The organism is Mesorhizobium sp. M0904 (assembly GCF_040319475.1).
GTDB lineage: Bacteria > Pseudomonadota > Alphaproteobacteria > Rhizobiales > Rhizobiaceae > Mesorhizobium.
Genome location: NZ_JAMYOC010000048.1, coordinates 1 through 11,896, shown reverse-complemented (window position 1 = coordinate 11,896; position 11,896 = coordinate 1). Strand labels below are relative to the sequence as shown.

5 protein-coding genes and 8 pseudogenes are annotated in these 11,896 nt (G+C 59.7%); 8 read left to right on the top strand and 5 right to left on the bottom strand.

The features are described 5' to 3' along the window. Positions 1–479: 479 nt before the first annotated feature. On the bottom strand, positions 480–677 hold the full coding sequence (locus tag NKH80_RS29810) for a hypothetical protein (RefSeq protein WP_352995583.1): 198 nt from the start codon (positions 675–677) through the stop codon (positions 480–482). A 232-nt stretch (positions 678–909) separates the two neighbouring features. Here NKH80_RS29810 and NKH80_RS29805 point away from each other — a divergent pair. Then, positions 910–1,470, top strand: a pseudogene (locus tag NKH80_RS29805) (amidase family protein); the annotation flags it as partial. Positions 1,471–1,556: 86 nt separating this feature from the next. Here NKH80_RS29805 and NKH80_RS29800 read toward each other — a convergent pair. Then, positions 1,557–2,020, bottom strand: a pseudogene (locus NKH80_RS29800) (ATP-binding protein); the annotation flags it as partial. A gap of 16 nt (positions 2,021–2,036) precedes the next feature. On the opposite strand from NKH80_RS29800, the pseudogene NKH80_RS29795 reads away from it, so the two are divergent. The 3 pseudogenes from NKH80_RS29795 to NKH80_RS29785 form a co-directional block, all read left to right on the top strand. After that, positions 2,037–3,054: pseudogene (locus tag NKH80_RS29795) on the top strand (ATP-grasp domain-containing protein); the annotation flags it as partial. Beyond that, a pseudogene (locus NKH80_RS29790) lies at positions 3,050–3,941 on the top strand (IS110 family RNA-guided transposase); the annotation flags it as partial. The pseudogenes NKH80_RS29795 and NKH80_RS29790, both read left to right, overlap by 5 nt. A 377-nt stretch (positions 3,942–4,318) precedes the next feature. Beyond that, positions 4,319–5,345, top strand: a pseudogene (locus NKH80_RS29785) (IS110 family RNA-guided transposase). Between the two features lie 230 nt (positions 5,346–5,575). Here NKH80_RS29785 and NKH80_RS29780 read toward each other — a convergent pair. Beyond that, a pseudogene (locus NKH80_RS29780) lies at positions 5,576–5,767 on the bottom strand (transposase); the annotation flags it as partial. A 264-nt stretch (positions 5,768–6,031) separates the two neighbouring features. Between NKH80_RS29780 and NKH80_RS29775 the strand changes: the two are divergent. Continuing rightward, positions 6,032–7,240: an IS110 family RNA-guided transposase gene (locus NKH80_RS29775; protein ID WP_352995586.1), complete on the top strand. Its 1,209-nt coding sequence runs from the start codon at positions 6,032–6,034 to the stop codon at positions 7,238–7,240. A 309-nt stretch (positions 7,241–7,549) separates the two neighbouring features. On the opposite strand, the pseudogene NKH80_RS29770 reads toward NKH80_RS29775, so the two are convergent. Together NKH80_RS29770 and NKH80_RS29765 are read right to left on the bottom strand one after the other, a co-directional pair. Beyond that, a pseudogene (locus NKH80_RS29770) lies at positions 7,550–8,398 on the bottom strand (IS256 family transposase); the annotation flags it as partial. Beyond that, positions 8,392–8,824: pseudogene (locus tag NKH80_RS29765) on the bottom strand (IS701 family transposase); the annotation flags it as partial. The pseudogenes NKH80_RS29765 and NKH80_RS29770, both read right to left, overlap by 7 nt. 425 nt (positions 8,825–9,249) lie before the next feature. Here NKH80_RS29765 and NKH80_RS29760 point away from each other — a divergent pair. From NKH80_RS29760 to NKH80_RS29750, 3 genes are all read left to right on the top strand, one after another. Further along, positions 9,250–9,600 (top strand): IS66 family transposase, encoded by a 351-nt coding sequence (locus NKH80_RS29760; protein WP_352995585.1) that lies wholly within the window; start codon positions 9,250–9,252, stop codon positions 9,598–9,600. Positions 9,601–9,626: 26 nt separating this feature from the next. Next, positions 9,627–9,839, top strand: coding sequence for an IS66 family transposase (locus NKH80_RS29755; RefSeq protein ID WP_502901010.1), 213 nt, complete (start codon positions 9,627–9,629; stop codon positions 9,837–9,839). A 496-nt stretch (positions 9,840–10,335) separates the two neighbouring features. Then, positions 10,336–11,628, top strand: a complete 1,293-nt coding sequence (locus NKH80_RS29750) for an ATP-grasp domain-containing protein (protein WP_352995578.1) — start codon at positions 10,336–10,338, stop codon at positions 11,626–11,628. Positions 11,629–11,896 lie beyond the last annotated feature (268 nt).

Sequence of the window (11,896 nt, the reverse complement as noted above, 5' to 3'; positions counted from 1 at the left end):
CATCGGCGGACTGACCCGCAAACGATTCACGGGGCTTCTCTGAATGAACCATCTCTCGACCTTTGAACTTCAGTTGCTGAATTCCGAACGAGCGTCCCTCCGGGGACATCATAATCCAAAAACTGTTGTGTTCAGGCGGTGTCAAGCAACCCCAGTCGAGATTTAGACGGGCGCAAGCCTTATTCGGCATGTTGCACCCCGGCGAACAGTATTTCCTGCCGACCCCGCCCGCTGCTGATCGATGCGTTGGTCTACGTGTCTAGTCCCGCAATGTGGGGCAAGCTGATCCTTCGTCGGGCGTGAACTATCCGCAAGCCATTGATCTGACATCCTGATAAACCACACGACGGCTTTGGAATTGCAGGATTTGCGGTGTTGGGGGCTGTTTTCCTGCAATTCGATTTGCGATTCCCTTGTGCTGCGGAGCGTGTTCACTCGGCTCATCAGAGGCTTCACAGCTTCACATGGCATTGGCTTGGTCATCGCCCGGATCCGCCCTGGATATCGCCGGTGAAGTCGAGGCAACGGTCGGCGCCTCCCCGCCTGCGACGAGCCGAATCGCTGGGCCTGTTGATCGTCGCGCGGAAGGCGAGCGCGGTGATCGGCCCGAGGCCCGACGCGCTCTTCAGCCGTCGGCAGTCTTCTTCATTGCGGAAGACGATGCCGGTATGATTCATTTGTGTTATCTTGTCAGAAAAAGCACAAATGTTGCATATTGGGTCGAGCTAAGATATTCTGATTGTGAAACAAGTGAGCACAGGGAGACCGATCAGGTTCCTGTCCGAATGCACTCGTCCTCCCCAACTTTGGACATAGCGAGGAGGGTTCACGTACAATGAAGCTAAGCGAATATGTGGGACACGACGCGACTAGCTTGGCATCGCTCGTCCGGGCCAGGGATGTAACCCTATGGAATTGGTGCGAGTAGCCCGCGAGGCTCATGACTTGGTCAACCCACACATCAATGCCGTCATCGAATTCTATCAGAATGCCGAGACAATGGCAGGCACTGAAGACGGTCCCTTCGCCGGCGTGCCGTTTCTTCGCAAGGACCTCGGTGCGACCGAAGCTGGTCGGCTTCAGGAAAAGGGAAGTCGACTGCTCAAGGGGTGCTGCCCGACCGCCGACAGCTTTTATTTCCGGCGCGCCCGAAATGCTGGGCTGCGCACAGTCGGACGAACGACTACGCCAGAGTTCGGGATCTCTGGTTTGAGCCAGTCCCTTCTCGACGGGATAACCGGTAATCCTTGGGATTTGGCCCGGTCCGCAGGAGGCTCGTCCTCAGGAGCTGCGGCAGCAGTGGCCGCTGGCATAGCTCCATTGGCGCACGGGAGCGACAGTGGTGGATCGATAAGAATACCAGCGGCATGGTGTGGGCTGATCGGGCTGAACCCGTCTCGCGGGCGCATTTCCGGAGGTCCGGACCGTCAGGATAACTATTTCGGCTTTAGTCGACAGTTTGTTATGTGTCGGAGCGTAAGAGACATGGCGGCCGCCCTGGACGTGTTTTCCGGCCGGAGCCCGGAGATCCCTTTATTATCGTTCAACCGAGCCGCTCATAGGTTGATGAGCTTTCGCAGCGCGCCGGTAAACTGCGTGTGGGCGCGCTTTGGCGGCAGTTTCGCCGGTCCGGCCTTCTGCAGAAGGCGGGACCGGCGTTTTTCGCGCGGTAGCTATCGCCGCGGATAGTAATCACTGCGGAATGGTGGAGCAGGCGACCCAGGATCGGTGGCCACCACGGGATCTCGAAAAAGGTTCCCCCATTCGCCCACGGAACGATTGGAGGTAATCAGGATCGATCCCGTCTCGTATCGGCGCGACACCAGCTGGAAGAACAGGTGAGCGGCATTGGCCTCGAAGGGAAGATAGCCGAGCTCGGCGATGTCAGCAATTTTGGACGCGATAAGATCGTCGACTGCTTGTCGAGCGAGCCGTCGCCATGGGCTTTTGCCAACATCGCAGTGACGAACTGGACGTTGTGATTCTGCCGGATCGCCTCGCGACCAAGGCTCACCGCCAGACGCGGGGTCGAGGGGCTGGTCCGCAAATGTTCCCGGCTGCGTGCAACCTATGAGATTGCTGGCATCACGTCCGCCAACGAGTCGGTCTATGCGGCAGTTGGCAGGCTCTGCCGGTACTTCGACCTACCGGGACCGAACCCCGCATCGATTGAACAATGCTGCGATAAATTCACTCAACCTCAGCTCCTCGCGGAGGCCGGCGTTCCAATACCTGCTTATCGTCTGGTAACGAATGCGGCGGACGTAGAACGCTCTGCCACGGAGATCGGCTTGCCGGTGATTGTCAAACCGGCCGTGGGCACGGGCAGCAGCGGTGTTCGATTGTGCCGCAACGTTGATGAGTTGGCCGAGCACACGGCCTATGGGAGCCACATATGGCGGATTTCCCCGGGGGTATTGGTCGAAGAGTTTGCACAAGGACCCCAGTATACCGTCCAGATAATGGGAAATGAGGTCATTGGAGTTGTTGCTGCTGAGTTTGGCCCCCCACCGCATTTCGTCTTTCGGAGGTACACTTTCCCGGCGCTGCTGACCAAACGCGAGTGTGGGCTTATCGCGGACGTCTCGCTGAGCTGCTTGCAAGCTCTCGGCCTTGGCTGGGGGCCAACGAACATTGAACTGCGGTGGACAAACCGTGGGCCAGTGGTCATCGAAGTCAACCCTCGTCTTTCTGGCGTGCTCGATCCTCAACTGATTCAGCTGGCTCATGGTGTCGATCTCATCGCCGAGCACCATCAAGCTTGCCATCGGCGAGAAATGGGATTTACGCAGAAGGCATTCGCAATCTGCGGCCGCGCGGATCCTCGTTCCTGATAACGATGGAATCCTTGATTGGATCGGCGACGACAGTCGGGCGGCTGCTCTGTCAGGCGTCGCCGAGGTCAATTGTATGTTGAACCTAAGACGCCGATCGTGAGGACTGGATCGGACATGTCATCGCAGCTTCACCCAGCCGTGCTGGACCGAGGCGATACTTCAGCGTGCCGTCGACTTAATCGGTTGGTCAATGACACCATTTCCGACCATCAGTCAGACTTCCCGATCTCCCGGCCCAGGCCGGGCCATTGTCGCAATGGCTGCATGCCGGGCTTGTGGCCGCCGGACGCGATGCGGTTTTGCTCGAGACGCGGCGCGTGAAGGCGGCGCTCTCGTCGATCCCGGTGAAGACCAACCGGAAAGATGCACGCGGGATCGCCCAACTGCTGCGGAGGGGATGGTACCGCCCGGTTCATGCCAAATCGGTGACTTGCAAGGATAGCCGAGCCCTTCTTGTTGGACGCAAGCTTCTGCAAAGCAAGCTTCTCGACGTTGAACTGAGCATCCGCGGGATCTTGCGCGGCTATGGGCTGAAGGTCGGAGAAGTCAGTCGTGGAAGGTTTAAGGCTCGCATCCGGGAGCTGACAGCAGGGCACGTCACTTTGGAGACGGTGATTGGTGCGACGCTGGCGGCGCGGGCGGCGTTGTGGTGCGAGTTCACCAAGGTCCATCGCGAGATGCTGAAGATCGCGCGCGGACAAGGTTTGCCGCAGATTGATGAGCACACCTGGGGTCGGAGCCTTGGTTGCGCGCACCTATCGCTCGGCGGTGGACGACCCGATGCGGTTTGGAAAATCCAGTACGGTCGGAGCCTACTTCGGGCTGAGGCCCAAAAAAAATCAATCGGGTGAGACCGATCGGGAAGGTGGTGTCAGCAAGGTCGGCGACGCCATGGTGCGAACAGCGCTCTTTGAAGCGGCGCACATCATGCTAACGCGGATGACCCGCGTCTCGGGCCTGAAGCACTGGGCGCTCGACGTAGCGAAACGTCGGGGCATGAAGCGCGCCAAGGTGGCCCTTACCCGCAAGTTGGGCGTCGTGCTCCATCCCTTGTGGGTGAATGCGACCGAGTTCCGCTGGAGCAAGGCCGCAGCGATGGCATAGGAGATAGAGCGTTCGGAGCGAGCCGAAACGGCAGCGCTCTCCTGAGGTCCCGTCACCGGGACGAGGGCTTGGCAAGGTCGTGTGTAGTGCTGTGAATGCTTCGGCAACGCTTCCTAGATTGACCTGTCAGCTCTGGATCTGATGGGGTGTGGCGGCCTTCGGATCGTGTCCCAGGGAGTGGTGTAGCTGACGGCTTTGTCGCCGCAGTTTCCGGCATGGGCCGGGATGATCAGCGCGCCACGGCTGGCAGGGTGATCAGAGGATCATCGCTCATTTGGCTGATGGTTTCCAGATGGGGTGGATGCCAGCCTTCTCCGACGGCATCGCAATGTGCCAAGTTTGTGGTGCTTAACGCCACAAAATGGAAGGAGGCATCCGTGGGAAAAGTTACCATCATTGGGATCGATCTAGCAAAGAACGTCTTTCAGCTGCATGGAGCGGCGGCTGACGGAACTGTCCTATTTCGCAAGAAGCTGTCGCCTGCAGTTTTGCAGGTTTATGGAGGGTCAGCCGGCATGGGTCGTGGCGATGGAGGCGTGCGCCGGCTCCCATTATTGGGCTCGCGAGATGGTCCAGCTTGGCCATCAGCCGAAGCTGATTGCACCTCGGTATGTCAAGGCGTTCATCAAGCGGCAGAAAAACGACGCAGCGGATGCGGAGGCGATCGTCGAGGCAGCGCAACGACCAACGATGCGCTTCGTCGAAATGAAAACCGAGGAGCAGCAGTCTCGGTCCATAATGTTTCGCACGCGAGAACAGCTGGTCAATCACCGCACTGAGTTGGTCAACGCATTGCGTGCGCACCTCTATGAATTCGGCCACATCGCGCCGCAGGGAATTCGTTATCTGAGCCGACTTGAACGTTTCGTTGAGGTCGAGAACGCCAATTTGCCTGATCTGGTCCGCGAGATCTGCCGCGATCTGCTGGACCAGATCTATCAGCTGACTGGCCGGATCGACGCACTGAAGAAGAAGATGGATGCCCTATCGAGGGAAGCTGAGGCATCTCGGCGCTTGCAAACCATGCCCGGCGTTGGCCCCATCGCCGCACTGGCGATCGAAACTTTCGCGCCGCCGATGGAGACGTTCAAATGCGGCCGTGACTTCGCCGCTTGGCTTGGGCTCGTCCCGTTGCAGAAGTCGACTGGCGGCAAGCAACGACTAGGAAAAACCTCGAAGATGGGCCAACGCGATATTCGACGGCTGCTCATCATCGGCGCCATGGCTGTGGTCCGATGGGCATCCCGGAAGGGCGCGCCCGAGAGCTCCTGGCTCGCCCGTATGATGGCGAAGAAGCCGCGCATGCTTGTGGCCATCGCGCTGGCCAACAAGATGGCGCGTGGCATCTGGGCCATGCTGACAAAGGAAGAGGATTACCGGAATCCGGCAACGGTGCCTGCATGAGCATTCAGCAGCACACCAAGCCGGTCCGTCGGGGAATGTGAGGAAGGCCTGAATCGCATGGGCAAATGATCGATCAGATCGGGGTCAGGAAAACCAGAATGACGCACCGAGCCTCACGCTCGCTTTCTAGATTTGGACCTGATCCGCGCATCACCATACCGGCCCGCGGCACGTCATGGCCGCAACTCAAGGCCTGACACAAGACCGCACTCGATCACGTGTTCAAAGGTTCAAAATCTTCCTTGCAAAACGGCTGGCATCCACACAAGCGTCATATATCTCGCCCGCTGCACGGCCCATTCATCGTTCTGTTCGAGCAGGATCGCGCCAACCAGGCGGACGATGGTGTCATCATTTGGGAAGATGCCGACGAACTCGGTGCGCCGCTTGATCTCGCCGTTGAGGCGCTCGATCGGGTTGGTAACCGGTATGATCATGACGGTGCCATCCGATCCCCGCTGGAGATGAGCGATTTTCGGCGTATGGTGCGACCATCCGGGACAGGGGCACCGGGAGCACGCCAAGTGCGGGCAGGCCGATGTATTCGATGAGCTGCGAGCTCGCGTTAGTAGCTGGCCGCCCCTGCGACCTGCCCGGTTGCGCCGAGAGCGCGGATCCGTAGGTGTCGCGTCGCCCGCTGGCTCCCGATTGTTGAGGAGAGGGAGCCGATGAGACGTGTGATTGGAATGGACATCCACCGCACCTTTGCGGAGGTGGTGGTTTGGGAAGACGGCCGGCTGCGCCATCACGGACGGGTCGACATGACCCGCTCGGGACTGGAAGGGTTCGGCCGCAGTTTGCGACGGACTGATGAGGTTGTCGTCGAGGCTACGGGCAACGCCATGGCGGTGGTGCGGGTTCTGTCGCCCTATGTCGGCCGGGTGATTGTCGCCAACCCGATGCAGGTGAAGGCGATCGCTCATGCCAGGATTAAGACCGACAAGATCGATGCCGGCGTTCTGGCGCAGCTCCATGCCAGCGGCTTTCTGCCGGAGGTCTGGGTACCTGACGAGCGGACCGAGCGGCTTCGCCGCCTCGTCGCGCGGCGCAACCAGGTAGTTCGGCATCGCACGCGCGTGAAGAACGAGGTGCATGGCATCCTGCAGGCGCACCTAGTGCCGAAGTGCCCGCATGCCGATCTGTTCAACAATCGCGGTCGCGCCTGGCTCGAGCGGCAGGTGCTTCCCGACGACGAGCGGGCCGCTATCGCCCGCCACATCCGCGAGATCGATCGCCTGGCCGAGGATCTGGCTGACCTTGATCGCGACATCGCCCGGGAAGCGGTTGATGATGCGCAAGTCCGGCGGCTTCAGACGATCACCGGCGTCAATGTCATCGTCGCGAGCGGTATCATCGCCGCGGTCGGCGAGATCCGGCGGTTCCGCGAGCCGCAGAAGCTGGTGAGCTACTTCGGCCTCAATCCGCGTGTGCGCCAATCCGGTCTTGGCTTGGCGCAATATGGCCGGATCAGCAAACATGGGCGTTCCCATGCCTGCGCCATTCTGGTCGAGGCCGCCTGGGCGGCGGCGAAGGCGCCCGGACTGCTCAGGGCCTTCTTCCTACGCATCCGCAACAAGCGTGGCCATCAGGTCGCAGCCGTGGCGGTCGCCCGTAAGCTCGCGGTGTTGATCTGGCATCTGCTGACAAAGGAGCAGGACTACTTCTGGGCTCGCCCGGCGCTGGTGGCGGCAAAGCAGAGGCAGCTCGCTCTCAAGGCCGGCGCGCCGGGCGAGCGCGGTGTTGGTCGCCGCGGTTCGGCTTACGTGAAGGAGTTGCGAAACAGCGAGAAAGCCGCGGCCGAGAATGCCGAGCGTGCGTACGAGCTAATGGTTCGGCATTGGCGGCCACGCGGGCCGAAGCGGCGCACGGACGCCACAAAGGAGGAACGACTATAACGGCTGCGTGGCGGCACTCTCATCCTCTCGCACCACTCTTTGCCTCGCGGTCGTCCGTGCCGGACAAATATAGCATAAGGAATGTGCCGGCACGACCGCCGCCTTCGGTCCGCTCCAGACTGGCGCCGTGCTCGACGCAGTCAAGGCGTGGCCTGGAAACCTCGCAGCCGGCCGTGCCGCCATCGCACCGGCCAGCCTTGACTGCGTCTCGACACGCTCGCACGGGAAATCGTGTGGGCCGGGACGAAGAAACAGGCTCACCTGAGCCGAACAAGGAAACGCAACAGGAATCGAAAAGCCGAAATCAGGCTTGTCGATGTCATCCGTCGAGTGCAGCTTGGCGCGGTGCTCCTTGGGGAGAGTCATGTAGGCAAGCACGTCGGGCTCGGCGTCGTCCATGATTGTCGCCAGCTTCGGCACCTTCGGCCGGATCTGGTCGGCGACGGCGCGCCATTGCGTGCTTGCGGCCCCGGGCGTTTCCTGGGCGAAGGCGGTGGCGATGAAAGCGGAGACGACGCGGCGCCCGCTCTTGCCGGCATGGGCCAGCACGTTCCTCATGAAGTGGACGCGGCACCTCTGCCATGTCGCGCACAGCACCTTGGTGACGGCCGCCTTAATGCCTTCATGGGCATCGGAGACGACGAGCTTGACGCCGCGCAGGCCACGGCGGGTCAGCTTGCGCAGGAACTCCGTCCAGATCGGCTCGGCCTCAGACGTGCCGACCTCCATGCCCAGCACCTCGCGTCGGCCGTCCGCATTGACGCCGACAGCGATGATGACGGCGACCGAGACGATGCGGCCGCCGCGGCGCACCTTCAGGTAGGTGGCGTCGATCCACAGATATGGCCAGTCGCCCTCGATGGGTCTTTCAAGGAACGCCTTGACCTTGCCGTCGATCTCTTCGCACAGCCGGCTGACTTGGCTTTTAGAGATGCCGCTCATGCCCATGGCCTTGACCAGGTCGTCGACCGAGCGGGTCGAGATACCCTGGACGTAGGCCTCCTGAATGACGGCGGTCAGCGCCTTCTCGGCCATGCGGCGCGGTTCGAGGAAACCGGGGAAGTAGGAGCCCTTCCTGAGCTTGGGGATGCGCAGCTCGACGGTGCCGGCGCGCGTCTCCCAGTCGCGCTCGCGATAGCCGTTGCGCTGGGCCGTGCGAGCGCGATCTGCGGCTTGGTCCGGAACGTGATCTCTGCCGGAATCGTGGCCTTCTTGCGTTGTTCCGGATCCTCCGCCCAGCTGTGCGGGAGATACAGTTCGTAGGCGATCGGAAGCGAGGCTGCGTCATTTGCGATCGATAGGCTAACCGCAATCTATAGTTGTCCTGCTTGCCCAACTGGCCGCAATACTGGCGCGCTACGCCCACCGAGTGCTTGCCCTTCTTGGGAAAGCCGGTGTCGTCGACGATCAACGCCCGGATCGGTCCACGCTGCTCGATCTGTGGAAGAACCCAGTCGCGAACCCGCGCCAGCAAGGCCGCGTCCGACCACGGCGCCTGTCCCACGAAATGCAGCAGAGACTGATGCTTGGCCGACCCCGCGACGGCGCCGTGACGGCCGCCAACGGCTCCACGCTCTTGCGCTCTATCGCATCAGAAGTCCGAGGCATCTTCAGTGAGACCGTTTGCGTGACCGATGATGGCGCGAAGTCGCTGAGCAATATGACACGAGACCTGCTTGTGAATTGCTGACTTTTTTGGTTTGAAATGTCGGCGTAGGGCCAATACGGATGGGTGAGGCCTCGATTGGCGTTCCACAGAGCGCCCGTGGGCATTTTGATGCTTGATCGTAGCCCAGACCAGGCCTCCGTACATCGTTGTCGTCTTTGGACTCGATGACGCCCCGTATTTGCCGGCCTCTTCCTTGAGCCCATCTGTTTCCGGCCGTTCGAGAAAAATCGAGGAATCTGGGGCGCGCGCGCGCCAGAGCGCACCTGCAGTAGCTACTGATCGCCTTCGAGTGATAGTGCTGGCCGGCTAATACGGCCTTGAGTTCGGCTGTCAGTTCTTCATTAGATTTCAGCATCATCGACTCCTCTGCTGGTCAAAAGACCGCAAAGGTCGCCGAGAAATAATACGGAGCAAAGATCGTGCCGAATCCGCGGAATTTCTCGATATTCACGCGCCGAGCGGGTATTCCTTCATTACTGCCACCTCGCGATTAACCGGCATTCGGCAAATTGACGGATACTCCGCGCACACCAAGCTCGCCAAGGCAAGTGCTGGCACCAATGCCATGACGCTCGCAGGATGCTGGGCGCATCTACGCCGGCGCTTCAATGAGTTGCACATCAGCGGTACTTCGCGTCTGGCGTCACAGGACGGTCGCGACGATGGCCGGCTTGTGGAAGGTAGAGGATGATCCGGGGCCATAATCCGGTGGCTCGCATGGCTGCACGCCAGGATTGGTCCGCGGCGATCGTTGCCGACCTGTTCAGCTATGGGAAAAGGAATTGCCTTGCATCTCCGGAAAAGTCAAAACTGGCCGAAGCGATCCGGTATGCCACGTCACGCCGCGCATGCTCGAACGCTTCCTCATCGACGGGGCGGGTCGAAATCGATTCCAAAATCGTCGAGCGTGCCAGCAGGCCGCAACAATAATCAGAAGAAACAATCTCTTCGCTGGCTCCGAAGGCGACGGACGCGTATGGGCGACCATAGCCACCATGTTGCAGACGGCAACAATGAACGGAGTTGATCCACTCACCTGGCTCCAGCAAACCCTTGAGCGCATCGCCAAAGGCTTGGCAATCTCCGCATCGATCAGCTCATGTCGTTGAACTTTAGCCCGGGGTATCTATGAGCTAACCGCTTCGCTTAAGTCTATGACACTGCCGGTCAGTTTAAGTGTAAACTTCCTCAGGTCAAACTAGCGTCCCTGGAACGTCGCAATCGTCTGAAATTGGTAGAAACGCTCCGTACCACGCGATAACCAAAACATTGTAACAGATTCTTCAAATAACTTTATAGAATCTTTGCAACCACAGATCCCTGATAATGGTACCCTCACCACAAGGTCTGAGATCAGGCATGAACAAAAACCGACGCCTGCCTACGCTCAGGCTGCCGCCACAGCACTCAACGGAAGTCGACGCCAATGGCAAGAAGAGCGCTCATCCTGGTTGAAAGCCACAGGAGTATTGGTCTGCTATATGTGAATGCGGCCCTGCGTCTTGGCGTGCATCCAATTACCCTGTCGGCTGATCCAGCTCAGTACGACTATCTTGCGGCAGAAAGCCTCGAGGCCATCCGTGTCAATACAGACGATTTCGATGCGCTCATCCGCGAATGTTCCCGGCTACGTGCAACGTATGACATCGCTGGCATTACTGGCTTTTCAGGTCTCGATGAGTCGATCTATGCGACAGTTGGTAAGCTCTGCCGGCATTTCGATCTGCCAGGTCCGGACCCTGCATCCATCGAACGATGCTGCGACAAATATACTCAACGTCAACTCCTCGCGGCGGCGGGCGTTCCAATGCCGGCTTATCGCCTTGCAGCAGACGCGACGGAAGTGGAAAGCTCTGCAATTGAGATCGGCCTACCGGTGATTGTTAAGCCAGCCGTCGGTAGCGGCAGCTGCGGTGTCCGGTTGTGCCGCGACGTCGATGAGTTAGCCAAACATGCGGCCAATCTGCTAGCTGGGCAGCCGACATGGGGGAGGTGTTCGCCGAGGATACTGATCGAAGAATTCGCACAAGGCCCCCAGTATAGCGCCGACACAATGGGAAATGAGGTCATTGCAGTAGGTGCCGCGGACTTCGACTGCCCACCCAATTTCGTCGTTCGTGGCAGCATCTTTCCGGCCCCGTTGACTGATTATGAGCATAAACGCATCGCTGATGTTTCACTGAGCTGTTTGAGCGCTCTCGGCCTAGGCTGGGGACCAGCGAACATTGAATTCCGGTGGACGGAGCGTGGCCCAGTGGTCATCGAAGTCAATCCGCGTCTTCCGGGTTGGACCACCCCTCGGCTGATTCAGCTGGCTTACGGTATTGATCCCATTGCCGAGCACCTCAAGGTTGTGATCGGCGAGGAATGGAATTTGAGCAGAAGGCATTCGCAGACTGCGGCCGCCCGGTTCCTCGTTCCTGAGGGCGACGGCATCCTCGACAGGATCGAGGGCCACAATCTGGCGGTTTCCATACCAGGTGTCGTCGAGGTCAAGTTGTATGTTGAACCCAAGACGTCGATCGTCAGGAATGACGATTATCGAGACATCATGGGACATGTGATCGCTGCCTCACCCAGCCGTGCTGAGACCGAGGCGATACTGCAGCGTGCCGTCGACTTAGTCAGTTGGTCGATCACACCGTTTCCAACTAATGGCGAAAAGAAGAAAACTGCGGTCCCTGACCTTCTGGAGACCAGGGCAGGTGGCGCCAGTTGACGAGAGATCGCGCGGAACATTGGTGCAACCGAAAGCACGAAGGAGCTGCGGTGCAAAGTCAATGGACCAGACCAATCAGGCCCTATCAGGCTGTTGAAAAAGGGTTGGCGATAGTCTCAGGTTCGTGGTTCAACAGTGACCACGAAGGTGGTAGTGATCGTGCGCGGTGGTGACGGACAGACGGGCGAACTGTTCAGATCCTATGAGGAGGGTGGATAGCGACCTACGCTGTGGCAAGGTGAGGTCGCGTAATCAACACCTTACCCTG

Coding starts and splice junctions, on each gene's coding strand:
- NKH80_RS29810 (WP_352995583.1), bottom strand. CDS start 677: ATGAATCATACCGGCATCGTCTTCCGCAATGAAGAAGACTGCCGACGG.
- NKH80_RS29775 (WP_352995586.1), top strand. CDS start 6,032: ATGGACATCCACCGCACCTTTGCGGAGGTGGTGGTTTGGGAAGACGGC.
- NKH80_RS29755 (WP_502901010.1), top strand. CDS start 9,627: ATGGCTGCACGCCAGGATTGGTCCGCGGCGATCGTTGCCGACCTGTTC.
- NKH80_RS29750 (WP_352995578.1), top strand. CDS start 10,336: ATGGCAAGAAGAGCGCTCATCCTGGTTGAAAGCCACAGGAGTATTGGT.